General features: G+C 72.9%; 22 protein-coding genes. 9 read left to right on the top strand and 13 right to left on the bottom strand.

The window, feature by feature from the left end:
• Position 1 precedes the first annotated feature (1 nt).
• Positions 2–1279, top strand: coding sequence for an SWIM zinc finger family protein (locus ACZ67T_RS01945; protein ID WP_469981028.1), 1278 nt, complete (start codon positions 2–4; stop codon positions 1277–1279).
• Between the two features lie 89 nt (positions 1280–1368).
• On the opposite strand, the gene ACZ67T_RS01950 is transcribed toward ACZ67T_RS01945, so the two are convergent.
• Both ACZ67T_RS01950 and ACZ67T_RS01955 read right to left on the bottom strand, forming a co-directional pair.
• Entirely contained in the window at positions 1369–1902 is a 534-nt protein-coding gene (locus tag ACZ67T_RS01950) for a hypothetical protein (RefSeq protein ID WP_469981029.1), read from the bottom strand.
• A 56-nt stretch (positions 1903–1958) separates the two neighbouring features.
• Positions 1959–2417 carry a hypothetical protein gene (locus ACZ67T_RS01955; protein ID WP_469981030.1) on the bottom strand — a complete coding sequence of 153 codons (459 nt, stop codon included), beginning with the start codon at positions 2415–2417 and terminating at the stop codon, positions 1959–1961.
• 71 nt (positions 2418–2488) lie between these two features.
• Between ACZ67T_RS01955 and ACZ67T_RS01960 the strand changes: the two genes are divergently transcribed.
• The gene (locus ACZ67T_RS01960; protein WP_469981031.1) at positions 2489–3223 is read left to right on the top strand and encodes a DUF7873 family protein; all 735 of its coding nucleotides are present in this window, start codon (positions 2489–2491) and stop codon (positions 3221–3223) included.
• A 338-nt stretch (positions 3224–3561) separates the two neighbouring features.
• Here the strand turns inward: ACZ67T_RS01960 and ACZ67T_RS01965 are convergent, their stop codons facing one another.
• Positions 3562–4161, bottom strand: a complete 600-nt coding sequence (locus tag ACZ67T_RS01965) for a cysteine peptidase family C39 domain-containing protein (RefSeq protein ID WP_469981032.1) — start codon at positions 4159–4161, stop codon at positions 3562–3564.
• A 29-nt stretch (positions 4162–4190) separates the two neighbouring features.
• Complete coding sequence (locus ACZ67T_RS01970; protein WP_469981033.1) at positions 4191–5399, bottom strand: pyridoxal phosphate-dependent aminotransferase; 1209 nt, start codon at positions 5397–5399, stop codon at positions 4191–4193.
• Between the two features lie 92 nt (positions 5400–5491).
• Between ACZ67T_RS01970 and ACZ67T_RS01975 the strand changes: the two genes are divergently transcribed.
• Entirely contained in the window at positions 5492–6130 is a 639-nt protein-coding gene (locus tag ACZ67T_RS01975; RefSeq protein ID WP_469981034.1) for a winged helix-turn-helix transcriptional regulator, read from the top strand.
• A 64-nt stretch (positions 6131–6194) separates the two neighbouring features.
• On the opposite strand, the gene ACZ67T_RS01980 is transcribed toward ACZ67T_RS01975, so the two are convergent.
• The 3 genes from ACZ67T_RS01980 to ACZ67T_RS01990 are packed head-to-tail and all read right to left on the bottom strand — an operon-like array spanning position 6195 to position 9613.
• Positions 6195–7040 carry a hypothetical protein gene (locus tag ACZ67T_RS01980; protein WP_469981035.1) on the bottom strand — a complete coding sequence of 282 codons (846 nt, stop codon included), beginning with the start codon at positions 7038–7040 and terminating at the stop codon, positions 6195–6197.
• Entirely contained in the window at positions 7040–8311 is a 1272-nt protein-coding gene (locus ACZ67T_RS01985; RefSeq protein ID WP_469981036.1) for a VWA domain-containing protein, read from the bottom strand. The genes ACZ67T_RS01980 and ACZ67T_RS01985 overlap by 1 nt, the downstream gene beginning before the upstream one ends.
• Before the next feature lie 45 nt (positions 8312–8356).
• A complete protein-coding gene (locus ACZ67T_RS01990; RefSeq protein ID WP_469981364.1) occupies positions 8357–9613 on the bottom strand; it encodes an FAD binding domain-containing protein in 1257 nt (418 codons plus the stop codon).
• 171 nt (positions 9614–9784) lie between these two features.
• Here ACZ67T_RS01990 and ACZ67T_RS01995 point away from each other — a divergent pair, with 171 nt between their 5' ends.
• Positions 9785–10708: a HipA family kinase gene (locus tag ACZ67T_RS01995; RefSeq protein WP_469981037.1), complete on the top strand. Its 924-nt coding sequence runs from the start codon at positions 9785–9787 to the stop codon at positions 10706–10708.
• A gap of 65 nt (positions 10709–10773) precedes the next feature.
• Here the strand turns inward: ACZ67T_RS01995 and aceB are convergent, their stop codons facing one another.
• The gene (aceB, locus tag ACZ67T_RS02000; RefSeq protein WP_469981038.1) at positions 10774–12411 is read right to left on the bottom strand and encodes a malate synthase A; all 1638 of its coding nucleotides are present in this window, start codon (positions 12409–12411) and stop codon (positions 10774–10776) included.
• A 227-nt stretch (positions 12412–12638) separates the two neighbouring features.
• A complete protein-coding gene (locus ACZ67T_RS02005) occupies positions 12639–13244 on the bottom strand; it encodes a nucleotidyltransferase family protein (RefSeq protein ID WP_469981039.1) in 606 nt (201 codons plus the stop codon).
• A gap of 223 nt (positions 13245–13467) precedes the next feature.
• Here ACZ67T_RS02005 and ACZ67T_RS02010 point away from each other — a divergent pair, with 223 nt between their 5' ends.
• A complete protein-coding gene (locus tag ACZ67T_RS02010; RefSeq protein WP_469981040.1) occupies positions 13468–13782 on the top strand; it encodes a DUF5955 family protein in 315 nt (104 codons plus the stop codon).
• A gap of 45 nt (positions 13783–13827) precedes the next feature.
• Here the strand turns inward: ACZ67T_RS02010 and yczR are convergent, their stop codons facing one another.
• The gene (gene yczR / locus ACZ67T_RS02015) at positions 13828–15321 is read right to left on the bottom strand and encodes a MocR-like transcription factor YczR (RefSeq protein ID WP_469981041.1); all 1494 of its coding nucleotides are present in this window, start codon (positions 15319–15321) and stop codon (positions 13828–13830) included.
• Between the two features lie 101 nt (positions 15322–15422).
• Here yczR and ACZ67T_RS02020 point away from each other — a divergent pair, with 101 nt between their 5' ends.
• Complete coding sequence (locus ACZ67T_RS02020; RefSeq protein ID WP_469981042.1) at positions 15423–15566, top strand: hypothetical protein; 144 nt, start codon at positions 15423–15425, stop codon at positions 15564–15566.
• Positions 15563–16096 (top strand): universal stress protein, encoded by a 534-nt coding sequence (locus tag ACZ67T_RS02025; RefSeq protein WP_469981043.1) that lies wholly within the window; start codon positions 15563–15565, stop codon positions 16094–16096. The genes ACZ67T_RS02020 and ACZ67T_RS02025 overlap by 4 nt, the downstream gene beginning before the upstream one ends.
• 152 nt (positions 16097–16248) lie before the next feature.
• Here ACZ67T_RS02025 and ACZ67T_RS02030 read toward each other — a convergent pair whose 3' ends face one another.
• Together ACZ67T_RS02030 and ACZ67T_RS02035 are read right to left on the bottom strand one after the other, a co-directional pair.
• Complete coding sequence (locus ACZ67T_RS02030) at positions 16249–16875, bottom strand: response regulator (protein ID WP_469981044.1); 627 nt, start codon at positions 16873–16875, stop codon at positions 16249–16251.
• Entirely contained in the window at positions 16872–18047 is a 1176-nt protein-coding gene (locus tag ACZ67T_RS02035; protein ID WP_469981045.1) for a sensor histidine kinase, read from the bottom strand. Before ACZ67T_RS02035 ends, ACZ67T_RS02030 begins: the two co-directional genes overlap by 4 nt.
• Positions 18048–18182: 135 nt before the next feature.
• Between ACZ67T_RS02035 and ACZ67T_RS02040 the strand changes: the two genes are divergently transcribed.
• On the top strand, positions 18183–19259 hold the full coding sequence (locus ACZ67T_RS02040) for an ABC transporter permease (RefSeq protein ID WP_469981046.1): 1077 nt from the start codon (positions 18183–18185) through the stop codon (positions 19257–19259).
• Complete coding sequence (locus tag ACZ67T_RS02045) at positions 19256–20014, top strand: ABC transporter ATP-binding protein (RefSeq protein WP_469981047.1); 759 nt, start codon at positions 19256–19258, stop codon at positions 20012–20014. The genes ACZ67T_RS02040 and ACZ67T_RS02045 overlap by 4 nt, the downstream gene beginning before the upstream one ends.
• Here ACZ67T_RS02045 and ACZ67T_RS02050 read toward each other — a convergent pair.
• A complete protein-coding gene (locus ACZ67T_RS02050; protein ID WP_469981048.1) occupies positions 19957–20757 on the bottom strand; it encodes an IclR family transcriptional regulator in 801 nt (266 codons plus the stop codon). The two genes, ACZ67T_RS02045 and ACZ67T_RS02050, sit on opposite strands and share 58 nt — an antisense overlap.
• Positions 20758–20918: the final 161 nt, after the last annotated feature.

Genomic DNA, 20918 nt, shown 5'->3' on the forward strand with positions numbered 1-20918 from the left:
CATGACACCCCACACGCCGGGCCGCGCCGGCGCGCACGCCCAGGCCCGCGCCCGCGTCGACGACCGCCGCCGCACCTTCCCGCCCCTGCCGCCCCGCACCCGCACGGCCGACGACTTCGCCCTGACCTGGTGGGGGAACGCTTGGGTGGACGCCCTCGTGGACACGGCGCTCGACACGGCCCGCCTCACCCGGGGCCGCGCCTACGCCGACCGGGGACACGTCGACGCCATCACCGCGACCCCCGGCCGCGTCATGGCCTACGTCCACGGCTCACGCCCCCGCCCGTACCGCACGGAGATCCGCCTGCGCACCCTCCACGACGACGACTGGGAGCGCATCCTGGACACGGCGGCCGCCCGCCCCGACCACATGGCCGCGCTCCTCGACAAGGACGTGCCGCACGCGCTGGCCGCCGTCGCCGACCTCCTGCCCGCCGTCGGCGACCTGATCCCCGACTGCTCCTGCCCGGACGACGGTCACCCCTGCAAGCACGCGGCCGCGCTCTGCTACCAGACGGCACGCCTGCTCGACGAGGACCCGTTCGTCCTCTTCCTGCTGCGCGGCCGCGGCGAACAGGAGCTCCTCGCCGAGCTCACCCGGCGCAACGCGGCGCGGGCCGCCGGCGAGCGCTCCGCCACGGCCCCCGCGCTGCCCTCGGTCGAGGCCCGCGAAGCCCTCGCGCCCCGCACCCTGCCGCTTCTGCCCCCGCCCTTCCGGGCCCCCGCGCACCCGGGCCGCCCGCCCGTCTACCCGCACGCGTCCGGCGCCCCCGACCCACTCGCCCTCGACCTCCTCGCCACGGAGGCCGCGGCCCGCGCCCACACGTTCCTCACCCGGGGCATCGACCCGATCGCCGGTCTCACCCCCTGGCAGGACGCGGTCCGGCTCGCCGCCGCCCACCCCGGCTCCGGCCTCGCGGCGTCCACGCGCGCGCTCTACAAGTCCCTCGCCCAGGGCACCGGACGCACGGCCACCGACCTGGCCCGCGCCGTCGCCGCCTGGCGCCAGGGCGGACTCGCGGGCCTGGGCGTCCTCGAAGAGGAGTGGGACCCGCCGGCCGGCCCCTTCGACCGCGCCCGCCCGGCCCTCATCGCCGCGGACTTCCCCCACTTCCGCCCCCACCGCAACAGGCTCTCGACCGACAACCTCCAGCTCCGCCTCGGCCGCGAAGGGCTCTGGTACGGCTACGAGTCGGAACCCGGTCGCGAGGACTGGTGGCCGAGAGGCACCCCCGACACGGATCCGGTGGGGGCGCTCACGGCACTGCTCGGCCGGTGACGGGTCGTGCCGGCGGGCCGTGACGAGCCCGCCCGGGCAAGGCGCACGGCACGCGACTCACGGCTCCGGCTCATGTCCGGTGCGGGCCTTCACAGCGCCTCGGCCCACCGCGTCAGCGTCGTGAAGTCCCTCCCGCGCAGCCCGTGGCGCGGATGGATGCGCAGGAGCAGCGCCGGAGCGTCGTGGTGCGCGGTGACATGGCGGGAGTCCAGGTCCGTGATCATGTCGTCGACCCAGGCGAAGGGCCGCCCGGCCGCCCAGTCGAGCAGAGGGCGGGTCTTCCAGTAGAGGCCGTCGGGATCCCGGGCGAACAGCTCGGGCCACTCGATCACCGGGAGCGTGGCGGGCAGTCCGATCGCCGGGCCGATCATCTCGTTCGCCTCGTGCATCCACGTGGTCGCCCAGGCCAGTTCGAAGGGCAGGCCGACCAGGCGCCGGCCGTGGGACGGGTTGAGCACGACCCGTAACCCGCGGCGGTGCCGGCGGGAGCCGGGTGTCTGGCGCGAGAGCCAGTTCGCCGGGTGGACGCGGTGAGCGGCGTAACCGCGCAGTCGGGGGAGGCGTGCGGCGTACGGGTTGAGGGGCCCGTCGACGTCGAGGAGGAGCAGCGGCCTGTCTGTCATGCACAGTTGTTGCCCATATGGGCCGGTGATCGCTCATTCCGGCGTCGGACGCACGGTCAGCGCACGCTCGGGGCGGCCGACTCGATGAACCTCGTCAGGGCGTCCTTGCACCGCCGCGACCGCCGGTCCCGGTCCTCCTCGTCCACCGACTCGTGCAGACAGTTCGCCAACTCGAATGCGGACTCCGCCAGTTGACGGGTGTCGGCCCGGTCGCAGACCAACTGGAGCCGCGCCAGCGCCTGCCGCGCGCTGATCCGTGCCTCGTACGAGGCGAAGCGAGCCTCCTCCGCCTGTGTGGAACCCGGCACCTCATGGGCCCGGAACCAGCGGTCGTTCTGACTGCGCCGGTAGTCGAACAGGGCTCCGGCGAACGCGCTGTAACTGGAGATCCGCTCCTGACGCAGCTGCTCGGCACGGGCGAGCCCGGCGACCCGCTCCGTGGACCGCGCCTGGAAGAAGTGGGTGACGACGGAACCGAGCAGGGTGCCGAGCACGGCTATCAGCGCCGCATCCATGGTGAGTTGCTCCTCGTGGGCCGGGGAAAAACCATTCGATTCGGAGTGCGGTGCCTGACTACCGTTCTCGCGTGGCAACGAAACTCAATCAGATCATCGCAGTCGAGAAGGGCGTCAAGTCCAAGGCACACCAGGACCTGACGGCGGCCCATCACGGGCTTCAGAAGCCGGCGCTCCTGGCCGGGATCTCGCGTACCTACCAGCCCAAGGACGAGGAGGGCGAGCAGCTGCCGCCCGAGTCGACGCGGGTCCAGGTGAGGGCCGAGCACGTGCTGCGGGACACCGCGAAGACGCTCACCCGGCTGTTCGATGTGACCGCCACCAAGGACTGGGCGAACTGCGAGGCGCGGGCCGATGTCACCGTCGACGGACGGGCCGTCCTGAGCCAGGTGCCGGTCGCGTATCTGCTCTTCCTGGAGAAGCAGCTCGTCGACCTCAACACCTTCGTGCGCAAGCTGCCCGTGCTCGACGCCTCCGAGGCGTGGACGCTGGACCCGTCGACCGACGACTGGAAGACGGAGCCGGTGCGGACGCTGCGCACCAAGAAGGTGCCGCGCAACCACGTGAAGGCCGAGGCGACCGAGAAGCACCCGGCGCAGGTCGAGGTGTACTACGAGGACGTGCCCGTCGGGTACTGGACGACCGTGAAGTTCTCCGGCGCACTGCCCGCGCGCAGGGTGAACGAGCTGCTGGAGCGGATCGAGAGGCTCCAGCAGGCCGTCAAGTTCGCCCGCGAGGAGGCGAACGCGGCGGAGGTCGCCGACCAGCGGGCGGGTGACCCCGTGTTCAGCTATCTCTTCGGCTGATCCAGGGGCACATTCAAGACTCCCCGGGCGCCGCTCAGCCGGCGGCCGGGGTGCGCGAGGAGCGCAAAGCTGAAGCTGAAGCTTGTCGTGACGGTGCGGTCCGCACAGCACACGCGGACCGCCATCAATCTCAGACTCTTGCTCCAGACTCAGTATTCGCCGCTCATCGCCGAATCGATCGGACCCGGGCCCCAGGCCCCGAATTGCCGGTTCGAATCCGGCCCGCCCAGCTCGATGGGCGGTAGTCCAAAGGCAGGACGCAGGGCATTGACACTGACCCGGGTCCTCAAGCGTGTCGGCGTGTGATGTGAGTGGCATTCATGGGGTCCGGGGGCCGGCTACGCCCTCGGACCCGCTCCATGTCCGGCACCCAACGAGACCCCTCGCCCCGCGAAGAACGTCTCGAACGTCGCCGACGGCAGGTCCGCGCAACGGGTCTCGGGGCTGATCCCCGACGGGTTGTGGAAGTGGAAGCGGTCGCCGTCGCGGGCCGTGAGCAGGACCAGGTGTCCGCCCCGGCCGGGCGCGGGTCGCTGAGGACGGCGGATCCCGTAGTGGACCGAGGCCATCACCGTACGGCCCTCATCGAGCAGCCCGGCGATCTCGTCGACCGTCAGTGTGCGGTGGACGGTCGCGTCCAGGCCGAGTTCCTCGCGGGCGTACTCGGCGAACGGGGCGTAGATCAGGCCGTGGATGCCGCCCTCCGTGTCCACCGTGTACGCGCCGTACTTGAGTGCTCCGTCGCGCAGGTCGAAAAGGCTGGGTGCGTCCGGGCCGAGGGCCATCCGCAGGCACGTCATGCCGCACAGATGGCCGCACCACAGCGCGTAGTCCTCCACCGTGGCCGCGCCCGACGTCTCCCACGCGGGGTCGTCGGCGCGGTCGTGGCCGCCCTCCACGATCGCCTCGACAAGCTCGGGCGAGGCGAACTGCGTCATGCTCGGCAGGGCGCAGGTGGTGCAGAACGTCACTGGCGGTATCCACTCAGGAAGCGGCCGATCCGGCTGATCGCGGCGTCGAGATCGTCAGCGTACGGGAGGGTGAGGATGCGGAAGTGGTCCGGGCGTGGCCAGTTGAAGCCGGTGCCCTGGACGACCTGGATCTTCTCGCGCAGCAGGAGGTCGAGGACGAACTTCTCGTCGTCGACGATGGGGTGGACCTTGGGGTCGATGCGCGGGAACGCGTACAGGGCGCCCTTGGGCTTCACGCAGGAGACGCCCGGGATCTCGTTGAGCTTCTCCCAGGCCTTGTCGCGCTGTTCGAGGAGGCGGCCGCCCGGCGCGGTCAGTTCGCGGATGGACTGGCGGCCGCCGAGCGCGGCCTGGATGGCGTACTGGGCGGGGGCGTTGGCGCACAGCCTCATGGAGGCGAGCATCGTCAGGCCCTCCAGGTAGTTGCGGGCGTGCTGCTGCGGTCCCGTGACGACCAGCCAGCCGGAGCGGAAGCCCGCGACGCGGTACGTCTTGGAGAGGCCGCAGAAGGTGAGGACGACCAGGTCGGGGGCGAGGGAGGCGGCGCTGTGGTGGACCGCGTCGTCGTACAGGATCTGGTCGTAGATCTCGTCGGCGAGCACCATCAGGCCGTGCCGGCGGGCGAGGTCGAGGATGCCCTCGATGATCTCCTTGGGGTAGACGGCGCCCGTGGGGTTGTTGGGGTTGATGATGACGACGGCCTTGGTGCGGTCGGTGATCTTCGCGGCCATGTCGTCGAGGTCGGGGTACCAGTCGGCCGACTCGTCGCAGACGTAGTGCACGGCCTTGCCGCCGGAGAGCGTCGTGACGGCCGTCCACAGCGGGAAGTCCGGGGCGGGGATGAGGACTTCGTCGCCGTCCTCCAGGAGCGCCTGTACGGCCATGGAGACCAGCTCGGAGACGCCGTTACCGAGGAACACGTCGTCGACGCCGACGTCGAGGCCGAGCGCCTGGTAGCGCTGGGCGACGGCGCGGCGGGCGGACAGGACGCCCCGTGAGTCGGTGTAGCCGTGGGCCTGGGGGAGCATCCGGATCATGTCCTGGACGATCTCCTCGGGCGCCTCGAAGCCGAAGAGCGCGGGGTTGCCGGTGTTGAGGCGCAGGACGCTGTGGCCCGCCTCCTCAAGGGCGTCGGCGTGCTCGATCACCGGGCCGCGGATCTCGTAGCAGACCTCGCTGAGCTTGCTCGACTGCCGGAACTCCATGTGGTGCCCTCCCGGACTGCCCGTGACGTGTGTGACTTGGTTTTACCAAGTGACTGCTTGGAAAGTCCAACAAGTTGCATAGACTGCGAGCCATGCCACGCCGAAGCTACGACCAGTACTGCGCCGCCGCCCGCGCCCTCGACGCCGTCGGGGACCGTTGGACGCTCCTGATCGTCCGTGAGCTCCTCGCGGGACCGCGCCGCTACACCGATCTGCACGCCGACCTGCCCGGCGTCAGCACGGACGTGCTCGCCTCGCGTTTGAAGGACATGGAGCGCGAGGGCGTCGCCGAGCGCCGCAGGCTGCCCGCGCCCGTCTCGGCGTACGTGTATGAACTGACCTCGCGAGGACGGCAGTTGCTGGCGGTGCTCCAGGCGCTGGGTGAGTGGGGCGCGCCGGCGCTTGAGGAGCGCGGGCCCACGGACGCGGTGCGCGCGCACTGGTTCGCCCTGCCTCTCCTGAGCCATCTGGAGCGGCTGGGCGGCGAGGGCGTGGTGGAAGTCCGCCTCGACGAGGGGGAGTTCCATGTGCGGGTCGGCGGCTCGGGCGCGGGCGGGCCTGTCTATGCCGAGGGGGCCGTGGGTGGCGAGCCCGACGCGCGGCTCGTCCTCGGCACGGAGACCTGTGTCGCCGTGGTGCGGGGCGAGCTGACGCTGGAGGAGGCGGCGCGCGCGGGCCGTGTCGCCGTGTCCGGGGACGGCGCCCTGGCGAAGGCGCTGCGAGAGGTGTGAAGCGGAGGGCAACTCGTCCATGGCGCCCGGCACTTGAGGTGCGCGGGCGCCATGGACGGGCGGGTCACATGCCCGGCGGTACCCGGGACGGGCGGCCCGTGCCGCGCGTCAGGGCGTAGCCGCCGATGCCGGCGAGCGCGGCCAGGATGCCGCCCGCCGCCGTCCAGACCCAGCGGTCCGACCACCAGCCGGAGGACCAGCCGTCCTCGGGCTCACCCGTCGCGAGCGCCTGGCTCGCCGACGAGCCGTTCTCCTCGTCGGAGGTGTCGTCGGCAGCGGCCTCGTCCGTCGTCGAGCCCGGCACGAGCGGGGCCGCCAGCGAGCCGTCCACCGCCGCCGAGCCGCCGACCTTCTTGGAGGTCACCTCGACCTCGGCCGAGACGGGCAGCCCCTGGTCCGAAGGTGTCAGCGTGGCCGCCGTGAGCCGGACGTAGTAGGTGCCGGGCAGCGGGTCGTTCGCCCACTGCTCCGACCAGGCCCGCACCGTGCGCAGCGTGCAGGACAGGTCGACCGACGACGCACCCTGCGCCGCCGCCCTCGACTGCGTTCCGTACATGCAGGACTGACGGCGCCTCAGCCCGTCGTACACGTCGATCCGCCAGGTCGCGCCCGAGGGCCGCGCCGCCGCGTCCGGCAGCTTCACCGTCGCCTTGACCGTGGGCCGCTGCCCGGCGTCCGCCGGGAACGACCAGTACAGGTAGTCACCTGTGGAGGCGCCCGCGGTGGCCCGCTGTCCCGGTGCCACCTCCTGCGCCGTGCGGAACGACGTGCCCGCCTCGGTGGGGGCCTTGTCGTCGCCGGAGGCGCCCGAGTCGCCGGAGCCGGCGAACGCCGTGCCGGCCCCGAGCAGTGCGGTCAGCGCGCTCGCGCCGAGGAGTCCCGCCGTCACCAACAGCTTGGTCGTACGCATCAGTTGGTCCTCCAGACCGCGACCCGCCAGCGCGAGATCCAGCCCCACAGCACTCCCGCCACGAAGCCGGTGAGCACGAGGGCGCCGAGCAGCCACCAGCCGCGGCCGAGGCCGAACGCGGCCACGTCGGACGCGGCGCTCGGCGCGTCCACGACGTCGACGGTCAGCTCGACCGGGAGGCCCGGCGTCGTCTTGACCGACGCGGGGGCCGAGTAGGAGTTCGACACCTGGAGGCAGACGGTCTCGGCCGCCGCCTCGTCGTCGTCCTGCTCGGGCTTCGGGTAGCGCAGACCGGTCGAGATCACGTCCGTACGACCGTCGCCCGCCTCCGAGCCCCGGACGATCTCACGGCCGTGCTCGGTGACCGCGCGCAGCAGCACGCCGTAGTCCTTGTCGACCTCGCGGTCCGCGGCCACGCTCACCGAGGCGCGCAGCTCCTGCCCGGGAGCGACGGCCACGCGGTAGAAGCGGTGCTCGCCGAACGTCTCGCGGTCCGTGTACAGGCCCGGCTTGATCTCCGGCGCTCCGGTGCACTCCTCGGCGCCCTCGACGGCCACGGGGTTGACCACGGGGTCGGCGGCCCGGTCGACCAACTGGCCGACGCGGTCGGTGAGTTCGTCGGTGTGCCGCACGGAGGTGTACGTCCCGCCGGTGGCCTCGGCGATGCAGCTGAGCTGGTCACGTGTCTTGGCGTCAGGGACCAGGCCGAGCGTGTCGATGGTGAGGTTGATGCCCTTGGCGGCGATGTCGCGGGCGACCTCGCACGGGTCGAGCGGCTGACAGGTGTCCTCGCCGTCGCTGATGAGGACGATGCGGCGCGATCCGTCGCCGCCGTTCAGGTCGTCGGCCGCCTTCAGGAGCGCGGGGCCGATCGGCGTCCAGCCGGTGGGCGAGAGGGTGGCGACCGCGGTCTTCGCCTCGGTGCGGTCGAGCGGCCCGACCGGGTAGAGCTGTGCGGTGTCCTTGCAGCCCACCTTCCGGTCCTCGCCGCGGTAGTTGGCGCCCAGCGTACGGATGCCGAGCTCGACCTCCTTCGGCGTCGCGTCGAGCACCTCGTTGAACGCCTGCTTCGCGGCGGCCATGCGACTTCCGCCGTCGATGTCGCGCGCCCGCATGGAACCGCTCACGTCGAGCACGAGCTCGACCTTCGGGGCGGCCGTGGGCTGCCCGTCAGGGTTGTCCGCCGCAAAGGCGCCGACGGGCGTCAGCCCCAGGGTCAGGGCGGCGAACAGGACACACGTTCCCGCCGCCAGCCGTCTTCTTATGATCATCGCCGGATCTTATGGATCAACGTACGCGCACAACAAAACGACTGCTCAGCGGGGATGCGGGCCGGTGCCGGAATCCAGCTGTTTCCCGCCGAACACCCCGGTTCCGTCCGCTTGGCTCCACCACGCCTCGAGCCCGGCCTGGTCCAACTCCCGCCAGTCCGGGGTCTCCTGCACGAGCGCCCTGCCCAGGCTCCGGCCGAGCCCGACCAGCGCACCGCCGGCCGCCGTGCGGGAGTCGTCGTACGCGGCGAGCGCCTCGTCGAAGTCCGACGCGGAGCGGAACGCGGATTCGAGGGCGGCGCCGTCCTGGAGGGCCTTCACCGCGCCCGCCCCGGTGTGCGGGCGCGCGACCGTCGCCGCGTCCCCGGCCAGCACGAACCGGCCCGTCGCGTACCGCGGGGCAGTGAAGTCGTACAGGGGCTGGAGCGCGAGCTCGTCCGGGGCGGTGAGGCGGACCAGGTCGCCCCAGTACGGCGGCAGCAACTCCTCGGCCACGTGAGCGAGATGGGAGCGCAGCTCGTCGGTGAGGGTGCCGGGCGGCAGGCTCGTCGGCAGGTCGACGCGCAGCGCCGCGTCGACACCCGCCGGGGGAGCCGTGTAGAGAACCCAGTTCACGCGGTGGCCGCCGGCCGGGCCGCCGTCGGGGATCCGGTAGACGATGAGGTGCCCGCCGGGGAACACGACGTACGCGCAGTCCTCCTCGGCCCACAGTCCGGGCTCGGCGAGGCGCTGTGCGGGGAACGCGCCCCGCCACGCCAGATATCCCGCGTACCGTGGCTGTACGTCGGGGAACGCGCAGGCCCTGACCGCCGAGCGGTAGCCGTCCGCGCCGATGACGAGGCCGAACTCCTCGGCGCCGCCGGTCGCGCAGTGCACGCGGGCCCCGCCCGCCGTCGCCTCGACCCGCGCCACCGCCGCACCCGTACGGAACTCGACGCCCTCGGGCACCGCCCGGCGCAGATCGCGCCAGAGCGGCCCCCAGTTGTACGTACGGAACGGGAACGGCATGGTGGCGATCTCGCGGCCGAGCACGGTGTCCCTCGCGGCCCCGCCGTTCCCGGCGCGCACGTACCAGCGGCGGCGCACCAGGCCCACCCACGGCATGCCCGCGTCCATGTACCCGGCCGACTCCAGCTCGGCGTACCGCGCGTCGTGCACCGCGAGGCCCACGCCGCGTTCCGCGAGGGAGCCCGCGGCCCGCTCGTACACGACGATCTCGTCCGCGCCCCCGCGATGGGCCGCGAGAGCCGCCGCGCAGCCCGCGATGCTCCCGCCCACGACCGCGACCCGGCCACTGTTCACCATGCGTACCCGTCCCCGTCCTCGGTCCCGCGCAAGGGAGATGGCGCAAGGAGATCTCCGCGGCCGGGACGACGGTACCGGCACTCGCCGGGCACCGCGCGGATCCCGGGCCCGGACGGTGCGATCCCAGCCATCCTTCGGCCGCGGGCACCGCCCGTTAGGCTGGCCGGTGTGCTGCGAGAAGTGACGGCCGTCCGGTATCTGACCCCCCTGCGGACCGGCGGCTCCGTGCCGGGGGTCGTCGAGGCCGACGACCTGGGGACCTACGTCGTGAAGTTCACCGGCTCCGCGCAGGGCCGCAAGGCGCTCGTCGCGGAGATCGTCGTCGGTGAGCTGGCGCGCCGCCTCGGCCTGCGCTTCCCCGAGCTGGTCCTGACCCATTTCGACCCCGAGGTGGCCGCACACGAGCCGCACCAGGAGGTCCAGGACCTGCTGCGCGCGAGCGACGGGCTCAACCTCGGGATGGACTTCCTGCCCGGCGCGAAGGACTTCACGCCCGAGGTCGCCGCCGCCTTCACGGTGGACCCGCTGGAAGCCGGGAAGATCGTGTGGCTCGACGCCCTCACCGTCAACGTGGACCGCACGATCCACAGCTCGAACCTGATGATCTGGCCCACCTTCGGCATCCAGCAGCCGAAGCTGTGGCTGATCGACCACGGTGCCGCCCTGATCTTCCACCACCGCTGGGACGCGTCCGCGCCCGACAAGGCGTACGACTTCCGCCATCACGCCCTCGGCGCCTACGGGCCCGACACGCAGGCCGCCGACGCGGAGCTGGCGCCCCTCGTCACCGAGGAGATGCTCCGCGAGATCACCGCGCTCGTCCCCGACGCGTGGCTGACCGACGAGCCGGGCTTCCGCGCGCCGGACGAGGTCCGCGACGCGTACGTCTCCTATCTCGCGGCCCGCGCCCGTACGTCCGCCGCCTGGCTGCCCACGGACTTCCCGTCGCGCGACCAGCTGGCGGCCGCCGACGCGCGCCGCGCGGCCGACACGGAGAAGGGCCGCCCCGACTGGCTCAAGCGCGTCCCCGACCTGCACGGCAAACCGGCCGCCCGACAGGACTGGTCCGTCCACCTCGGTGACAAGGGCTGACCCCGGACACGACCGAACCCCCGGCGCTGTGCGGTGCCGAGGGCTCGGGTGGTGCGGGGCCGGACTCAGCCGGCGAGCTGCTCGTACGCGGGCAGCGTCAGGAAGTCCGCGTAGTCCGCGTCCAGGGAGACCTGGAGGAGGAGGTCGTGGGCCTGCTGCCACTTGCCGGCCGCGAAGGCCTCCTCGCCGATCTCGGCCTTGACGTTCGCGAGTTCCTGGGCCGCGACCTCGCGGGCCAGGTCGGCCGTGACCGTCGTGCCGGAGTGCTCGCCGCCCTCGAAGACGACGCCGGCGTTGATCCACTGCCAGATCTGCGAGCGGGAGATCTCGGCGGTGGCCGCGTCCTCCATCAGGTTGAAGATGGCGACGGCGCCGAGACCGCGCAGCCACGCCTCGATGTAGCGGATGCCGACCTGGACGGCGTTGACCAGGCCGTCGTAGGTGGGCCGGGCGTCGAGGGAGTCGATCGCGATCAGGTCGCCGGGCGCGACGGACACGTCCTCGCGCAGGCGCTCCTTCTGGTTCGGCTTGTCACCGAGGACCGCGTCGAAGGACGCCATCGCGATCGGGACCAGGTCGGGGTGGGCGACCCACGAGCCGTCGAAGCCGTCGCCGGCCTCGCGGTCCTTGTCGTTCTTGACCTTCTCGAACGCGACCTTGTTGACCTCGGCGTCGCGCCGCGACGGGATGAACGCCGCCATGCCGCCGATCGCGTGCGCGCCCCGCTTGTGGCAGGTGCGGACGAGGAGTTCGGTGTAGGCGCGCATGAACGGGGCCGTCATCGTGACCAGGTTGCGGTCCGGCAGGACGAACTTGGCGCCGCCGTCACGGAAGTTCTTGACGATGGAGAACAGGTAGTCCCAGCGGCCCGCGTTCAGCCCGGCGGCGTGGTCGCGGAGCTCGTAGAGGATCTCGTCCATCTCGTACGCGGCCGTGATCGTCTCGATCAGGACGGTCGCGCGGACGGTGCCCTGGGGGATCCCGACGTAGTCCTGTGCGAAGACGAAGATCTCGTTCCAGAGGCGGGCCTCCAGGTGCGACTCCGTCTTCGGGAGGTAGAAGTACGGGCCCTTGCCGAGCTCGATCAGGCGCTTGGCGTTGTGGAAGAAGTACAGGCCGAAGTCGACGAGCGCGCCGGGGACGGGCCGGCCGGCCTCGTCCTTCAGGTGGCGCTCGTCCAGGTGCCAGCCGCGCGGGCGCATCACGACGGTCGCGAGCTCGTCGTTGCCCTTGAGGGCGTACGACTTGCCGGTGCGCTCGTCCGTGAAGTCGATGTTGCGCGTGTAGGCGTCCATCAGGTTGACCTGGCCCAGGACGACGTTCTCCCAGGTGGGGGCCGAGGCGTCCTCGAAGTCCGCGAGCCAGACCTTGGCGCCCGAGTTCAGGGCGTTGATGGTCATCTTGCGGTCGGTGGGGCCGGTGATCTCGACGCGGCGGTCGTTCAGCGCGGCCGGGGCGGGCGCGACGCGCCAGGTGGTGTCCTCGCGGATGTGAGCGGTCTCCGGGAGGAAGTCGAGCGTGGAGGTGCGGGCGATCTCGGCGCGACGCTCCGCGCGGCGGGTGAGGAGCTCGTCACGCCGGGGCGTGAACAGCCGGTGCAGCTCGGCCACGAAGGCGAGGGCCGCGTCCGTGAGCACCTCTTCCTGCCTGGGCAGGGGCTCTGCGTCGACGATGGCCAGCGGGGACGGCGCTGGTGCGGACATGAGCTGTCACTTCCTTCAGCGAACGGGCGCGGGCGGCACCGAGTGCCGTGGGCGCCGGAATACGACTGCGGACCCCGCGCGGGGGGACCGGCCCTTCTGAGCAGTGGATACTAGTTTCCTCATTGTGGAAGTTCAATGGTTTGTTGATGTCGAGATTCTCCGGGTCGACATAACGTGGCGCTCGGTGCCAGGCTCCTCACGCCCCGTTCATGCCCCTCACCCGCCACTCAGTCAAGGTGCTTGAGGTCGGCTTCGGTGTCGATGTCGTAGTCATCGGCCACATCGCCGCACTCCACGAGAGTGAGCTCCGACGTGTGCTCCTTCAGGTAGGCGCGCGCCCCGCGGTCCCCGGCCGCGCTCGCCACGATCCCCGGCCAGTGCTCCGCCCCGAACAGGACCGGATGCCCGCGCTCCCCGTCGTACGCGGCAGCCGCCAGCGACCCCGCCGACCGGTACGCGGCCCGCACGCGCGCCACCGCCGGAGCCCCGATCCCCGGTTGGTCCACCAGGAGTACGAGCGCGGCCGACGCCCCCGTCCCGGCGAGCGAGCCGAGCCCCGCCCGCAGCGACGACCCCATGCCCTCCTCCCATGCCGGGTTCTCCACGAGCACGCACCCCGCCAGGTCCGCCCGCGCCCGTACGTCGTCCGCCGCCGCGCCCAGCACGACGTGGACGCGCTCGCAGCCGCCCGCGCGCAGCACCGCCACCGCGTGCTCCACCAGGGGGCGCCCGCGGTGCGTCAGGAGCGCCTTCGGCCGCCCGCCGAGCCGGCGCCCACCGCCCGCCGCGAGCAGCAGTCCCGTCACCGGAGCGTCATCCGTTGCGTGTGTCATGAAGCCTGGATACCTCACCGGGCGGCCCGCGCGCCGACCCCCGGGGACACTCGTGAGGCCGGAAATCGGTCGGCACAGTGGCGGACGCGGCAGAAAGTGGCGTTTACTGGCCGCGACCCCGATGTGGCGCGTCCGACCCACGCCCCGGCGGGGCCGCGGAAGGCGTACCACGTGTGAACGCGCACGTGTGCGGTCGCACAAAGGTGTGCGAGGGGGGAGAGCTGTGTTGCGGAGCGTGGGGCAGAAACGGGTGGCGGTCAGCGAAGAGGATCCGCGGGTGACGGAGTTGCGCGCCGCGGTGTCCAGGCTGCGCCGTGAACTGGCGGCCCATCCGTCCGAGTTCCCCGACCGGGCCGTCGCGGAGGACGAACTGGCCGCCCTGGACGCGATGGCCGCCGGCGGCCTCCCCGAGATCCCGCGCCTGCGCCGCTCCCTGCTGCTCATCGCGGGCGCGATCGGCTCGGTCAGCGCCCTGGCGAAGGGTCTTGGGGACGTACGGAACGCGGTGGAACTGTTCGGCGGGCCGCCACTGCGCTGATGCGGTACGGAAATTGACGACTCGTCAATCCGGTCTTGCGCCGCCTCACGCCACCCAGTGCGGCCGTCCCGGCTCCTCGCCCGCCGGGCCGAGGCCGTCCGCGAGGGTCTGCGCCAGGCGACGCACCGCCTCCCTGGCGACCTCGGGCGGCTGGGTGTACGGGAAGCGCAGCCGGTGCTCGTGCGTGCCCGGGTCCGCGCCGAAGCGGGAGCCGCCCTCGATGCGCACCCCGTGCCGCAGCGCGGCCCGGGCGAGCGCCGAGGCGATCGGGCGGCCCAGATCGATCCAGAGCGACAGGCCGCCGGGCGGCAACTGCCAGCGCCACTCCGGTAGTTCACGCGCCAGGTCTTCGGCGAGAGCGTCCCGCTGGGCCCGCATCCGCGGCAGGCGCTCGCTCAGGACCTCGTCCATCCGGTCGAGCAGCCGCAGCGCGACGAGCTGGTCGAGCACGGAACCCGACATGTCGAACGGCACCCGTGCCGTCGCCAGTTCGGTGATGAGCCGCGATCCGGCCCTGACCCAGCCGATGCGCAGTCCGCCCCAGTGCGACTTGCTCAACGAGCCCACGGTGACGACCTGTTCGCCCGCGCCGTGCGCCGCGAGTGAGGCGAACGGCGCGGGCGGCGGTACGTCGAGCGCGATGTCGGCGACCGTCTCGTCCACGACCAGCCAGGTCCCGGTCGCCCGCGCCGCTTCGAGGAGCCGCACGCGCTGCTCGCGCGGCATCAGCCGTCCGGTCGGGTTGTGGAAGTCCGGGATCAGATAGGCGAGCCGCGGCGCGGTCTGCCGCAGCGCCGACTCGAACAGGTCCGTGTCCCAGCCGCCGTCCGTGACCGGCACCGGCGTGGCCCGCATCCCGCCCCTGTTCAGCGCGTCCAGGGCGTTGGGGTACGACGGGTTCTCGACCAGGACGCGGTCGCCCGCCCGGGCGAGGAGCCCCAGGGTGAGCGACACCGCCTGCTGGGCGCCCGAGGTGATGAGGATCTGCTCGGGGAGCGTCGGCAGGCCGCGCCGCGTGAACCGCTCGGCGACCGCGGCCCGTAGGTCGGGAAGCCCGTACGGGTGGTAGCCGGGCGTCGACGCGTGCCGCGGCAGCAGGGCGCCGGCGGCGGCGAGCGCGTCGGCGAGCTCCGCCTCGGGTGCGCCGGGCGCAGCGATGGCGAGGTCGATCACGTCGTCGCCCGTGGGGAAGACGGCCACGCTGGCGGGCCGCTGTCCCTCGGGCAGCTCGGTCCACGTCCCCGCGCCGCGCCTGCTGCGTGCGTAGGCGCCCTCGCGGAGCAGGTCGTAGGCGGCGGTGACCGTGGCGCGGCTGACGCCGAGCGCCGTGGCCAGCTCGCGTTCGGCGGGCAGCCGGGTGTGCAGCGGGATGCGCCCGTCGAGCAACAGGGTGCGTACGCCCTCGGCCAGGGCGCGGTAGCCGGGCCTCTCCCCGGCGGTGGCCGCCAGAAGACCGGCGAGGCGCCGGCTGCCCAGGGACCCGTTCGTGTTGTCCGTGCCCGGCGTGTTCAAGGCGTGGACCACTCGATTGCCTGCCATGCCAACTCCCCGCTATTGGCCCTGCTGTCCAGGCCAATCAGCCTACAGACTGGAGAGCGGTCAGGGGTTTTGGCCTGGGGAGCCGGCTGAGGAGGCATGCCATGGACGGGTACGGGGCGGGCTGTGTCACGGACCGTTTCGAGCGGGAGATGCAGCGCCGCGCGGAGGCGCGCGCCACGCGGCCGGCGGGCGCCTGGGTCCGCGCGCTGGTGAACGGGAAGCGGCGCGAGGGAAGGGAGCCGTGAGGGCCGTCGAGGCCCGACGGCCCGGGGGAACGGTGGGTCAGGTCGTCGTCGGGGTGAGCGACTCGCTCGGCGGGCTCGCGGCGCTGCGTGCGGCCGCCGAACAGGCGCGCCGCTCGGGCCGGGTCCTCGTGGCCCTCCTCGCGTGGGAGCCGCCCGAGGGCGAGGGCCTGTACGTCCGCCGCCCCGACCCGCGGTGGGCCCGGCACTGGCACGGCGAGGCCCGCGCCCGCCTCGACCGCGCGTTCGCCGAGGCGCTCGGCGGGCCACCCCAGGACGTGGACCTGGTACGCCGCGTGGTCAGGGCCCGGCCGGGCCGGGCCCTGTGCGAGGCGGTGACGGGCCCGGACGACCTGCTCGTCATCGGTGTCCACGCACGCCGCATGTGGCGCGGGCGGATCCACCGGCACGTGGTCGCCCACGCCGGCTGCCCGGTCCTGACCGTGCCGGCCCCGCCGCTGGCACGGCAGGAGGTGCGCGCACTGCGCCGGGCGACCGCGGCCGACTTCGCGGCGGTTGGGCCGACGGGGTGAGCGGGGGGCCGACGGGCGCACGCCGGCCGCCCGGTCCTGACGTGCCGGCTCCGCCGCCGGGCGCGCCACGAACTGCGCCGGGCGACCGCACGCGTCTTCGTGGCGGTGAGCTCTGCGGGCCGAAGCGCGGGGCCGGACGGCTGAATGGTGGGTCAGCGTCGCATCAGGCCGCGTGCGGTGGCCGTGGCGACCGCCGCTGTGCGCGAGTCGACGCCCAACTTGGCGTAGATGTGCACCAGATGGGACTTCACCGTCGCCTGGCTGAGGAACAGTTCCTTGCTGATCCGCTGGTTCGACAGGCCGTCCCTGACGAGCTGGAGCACCTCCAGCTCGCGGCGGCTGAGCGCCTCGGCGGGGGCCCGCATGCGGTCCATCAGGCGGTGTGCGATGGCGGGCGCGAGCGCGGACTGGCCTGAGGCCGCCGTACGGACCGCCGCCGCGAGCTCCTCCGGCGGCGCGTCCTTGAGCAGATAGCCCGACGCGCCCGCCTCCACCGCGGCGAGAATGTCCGCGTCCGTGTCGTACGTGGTCAGGACGAGGACGCGCGGCGCGCCGGGCCTCGCCGCGATGGCCGCCGTCGCCTCCGAGCCGTGCATTCCGGTGCCGAACTGGAGGTCCATGAGGACGACGTCGACCCCGCCGGCCGCGGCGAGCTCCACGGCCCGCTCCGCCGTGGCGGCCTCCGCGGCGATCTCGAAGTCGGGTTCGGCGTCGAGGACGGCGCGGAGCCCGGCGCGTACGACGGGGTGGTCGTCGGCGAGCAGGAGCCGGATGGTCATGACGCGCCTTCCACGGGGAGAGGGAGAGTGATCGCGACCGCCGTGCCCTGGCCCGGCGCCGACTCCACCGTGAACGTGCCCCCGAGGGACTGCGCGCGTGAGCGCATCGCGGGCAGGCCGAACCCGCCGTCGCCGGACGGGGCCGACGCGGGGTCGAAGCCGCGGCCGTCGTCCACGATGTCGAGGGCCACGGCCGTGTCCATGAAGCTGAGGGTGATCTCGGCGCGGCGGGCCTCCGCGTGGCGCACGGTGTTCGCGAGCGCCGACTGCGCGATCCGCAGCAGGGCTACCTCGTACGGGGTCGGCAGCCCGGACGGAGTGCCGCTCTCCGTGAAGCGGGCGGTGAGTCCGGGAGCCGTCGCGCACAGCCGCTCCAGGGCCCCCGCGAGCGATCCGCTCTCCAGGTCCGGCGGCGACAGGGCCCGCACGAAGCGGCGGGCCTCGGCCAGGTTGTCCTGGGCTGCCGCGCGCGCCTGTTCGATGTGCGGGGCGGCCGGTGACTGCGGCGGCAGTGCGCGCTGGGCCGCGCGCAGCAGGAGCTGGATCGAGGACAGCCCCTGGGCGAGGGTGTCGTGGATCTCGCGCGCCAGGCGCTCCCGCTCGGCGAGGGTGCCCGCCGTGCGCTCCGCGGCGGCGAGTTCGGCGCGCGTCGCGATCAGCTCCTCGATCAGGCGCCGTCTGCGCTCGCTCTCGCGGTACAGCGTCTGGTAGCCCATGACGGTCGCCACGGCCACGGCCGCACCGAGGAGCGGCCCTATGAAGGCCCCCGGGTTGAGCTCCTGCCCATGGCGTACGTACGAGGCGATGGCGGCGCACGCGGTGAGCGCCACGGCGGGGACGCCCCAGCGGGCGGGCAGCAGATGCAACTGGAGGAAGTACAGCGGGAACGCCAGCCACAGCCCGTCGGGGGTGAGGACGAGCAGCACCAGCCACACCGCGCACAGCGCCCCGAGCCAGAGCGCCGCCCCGGCCCGCGTGTCCCGTACGGCCGGGATCAGCGGGCCCGCCCCGTACACGACGGTCATCACGACCGCGGCGGCCACCACGGCGCCCGCCCCCGTCGAGTCCCCCGCCAGCGCACGGCCGGCGACCAGCAGGAGCAGTCCGGCCGTCAGCAGATGCAGGCACAGGCGCAGGACGCGCAGAACGGGGGTCAGAGAACGTGGATCCATACCGTCACCAGCGTAGGCAGAAGAACGTCGAAGACGGTCAACCGAAAGTTTGAAAGGCGGCTCCTTCCTTCGATTCGGGTGAAGCGTGCTGTGGCGCGATGCCTGGGGCGGGCGCCCGGCCGCAGGCTGGGCACCATGTTCGTCGCATGGAGAGATCTACGGTTCGCCAAGGGCCGGTTCGCGCTGATGGGCAGCGTGGTCGTGCTGATCACGCTGCTCGTCGGCCTGCTGTCCGCCCTGACCGCGGGCCTGGCCCGGGACAACACCTCGGCGCTGACCGGGCTGTCCGCCGACCACCTGGCGTTCGCCCGGCCCGCGGACGGCCAGGCGGTGTCGTTCACCGGTTCGACGGTCGGCCCCGGGCAGTGGCGGGCGCTGGCCGCGCGGCCGGGGATCGAGAGCGCGCAGCCGCTCGGCATCAGCACCGTCAACGCCGAGGCGGGTCACCACACGGCGGCCGTGTCCGCGTTCGGCGTGCGGCCCGGCTCGGGGCTCGCGCCCGACGCGACGGCACCCGGCACCGCCGTCCTGTCCCAGCAGGCAGCGGACGATCTGGGTGCGGGGCCCGGTGACCGTATCGCCCTGTCCAGCACGTCCCTCACGGTGAGCGCGGTCGCGGGCGACGCCTCGTACAGCCACACACCCGTCGTCTGGATCGACCTCGGCGACTGGCAGAACGTGGCGCCGGGCGGGCAGCGCACAGGGGAGCGGGCCACCGTGATCGCCCTGCGCACCGGGGACGGCGCCGACCTCGGCGCCGCGGACCGTGCGGCGGGCACCGAGACACGGACCGTCGCCGGGGCCCTCGAGGCCATAGGGTCCTACCAGGCCGAGAACGGCTCGCTCCAGCTGATGCGGGGCTTCCTCTTCGTCATCTCGGCGATGGTCATCGGCGCGTTCTTCACCGTGTGGACGATCCAGCGCAGCGGCGACATCGCGGTCCTCAAGGCCCTCGGCTCCTCGACGCCCTATCTGCTGAAGGACGCGCTCGGGCAGGCCGTGGTCATGCTCGTCGGCGGTACGGCCCTCGGGACGGCGCTCGCGGCGCTCATCGGGGCGTTCGTGCCCGACAGCGTGCCGTTCGTCATGGAGCCGCTCACCACGCTCGGCCCGGCCGCCGTCATGACCGTACTCGGCGCGGCCGGCGCCGCCCTGTCCATCCGGCGCATCACCGCCGTAGACCCCCTCACCGCACTCGGGAGCGCCCGATGAGCCTCGACCTCGACGAGATCACCCTCACCTACCCGGACGGCGACGGACGCATCACGGCGCTCGACAGCGTCACGCTGCACGTCCCGGCCGGCACGGTCACCGCGGTCGTCGGCCCGTCCGGGTCGGGCAAGTCCAGCCTCCTCGCGGTCGCGGCGACGCTGGTCACGCCCGACAGCGGCACCGTGACCGTGGGCGGTACGCCGACGGCCTCGATCGGCCCCGCCGAACGCGCCGAGCTGCGCCGCCGCTCCCTGGGCATCGTCTTCCAGCAGCCCAACCTGCTGCCGTCCCTGACCGCCCTCGAACAGCTCCAGGTCATGGCCCACCTCGACGGCCGCAAGCCGCGCGAAGTACGGGAGCGGGCAGGGGAGCTGCTGGCGGCGGTCGGGCTCACGGACCAGGCGCGCCGCCGCCCCCACCAGCTCTCCGGCGGCCAGCGCCAGCGCGTCAACATCGCCCGCGCCCTGATGAACGAGCCGTCGGTCCTGCTCGTGGACGAGCCGACGAGCGCCCTCGACCACGAGCGCGGGGCGGCCGTACTGGATCTGCTCGCCCGGCTCACCAGAGAGCGCGGCACCGCGACGGTCCTGGTCACACACGACCGCGCGCATCTCGCGGTGGCGGACGAGGTGTGCGAAATGGTGGACGGGCGGCTCACGAAGGCCGGCCCGTCCCGTGACGCTGCGGGCGGTGCCCGCTACACGCCCACCCCGGAGCTCGACAGCGCCACCGACAGTTCCTCGGCGACCTGCTGAAGCACCGGCACGATCTTCTCGGTCGCGGCGTCGGTGACGCGTCCGGCCGGGCCCGAGATCGAGATCGCGGCGGCCGTGGGGGAGTTGGGCACGGTGACGGCGAGGCAGCGCACGCCGATCTCCTGCTCGTTGTCGTCGACCGCGTATCCGGCGCTGCGCACCTCGGCCAGCGCGTCGAGGAAGCCCTCGGGCGTCGTGATCGTCTTCTCCGTGGCGGCCGGCATGCCGGTCCGCGCGAGCAGCGCGCGCACCTCGTCGGCCGGGGTGTCGGCGAGCAGGGCCTTGCCCACGCCCGTCGAGTGCGGCAGGACGCGCCGGCCCACCTCGGTGAACATCCGCATCGAGTGCTTGGACGGCACCTGAGCGACGTAGACGATCTCGTCCCCGTCGAGCAGCGCCATGTTCGCCGTCTCGCCGGTCACCTCGACGAGGCGGGCGAGGTAGGGGCGGGCCCAGGTGCCGAGGAGGCGGGAGGCGGACTCGCCGAGGCGGATCAGACGGGGGCCGAGCGAGTAGCGCCTGTTGGCCTGCTGGCGCACATAGCCGCAGGCGACCAGGGTGCGCATCAGGCGGTGGATCGTCGGCAGGGGAAGGCCGCTGCTCGCGGAGAGCTCGCTGAGACCCACCTCGCCCCCGGCGTCGGCCATCCGCTCGAGGAGGTCGAAGGCGCGCTCGAGGGACTGGACTCCGCCGGTCGGGGCGGAAGGGCCAGAGGACTTGGTGCTGGCGCTTGACGTCGGCACGGGCGCGTTCCTTTCGGGGCGGAAGGGCAAGGCAGCAGCCTACCCGGCGGTCACCGAGCGGGGTGTGGCACGGCCCGGGTTGTTCCGGCCGGTCAGGGGGCCTTTGTCCGGGTGTCGCCGGGCCGTACCTGTGGTCTCTTGACGGTGTCGTCGTAGATAGC

It is taken from the genome of Streptomyces sp. NPDC107517 (assembly GCF_055582645.1).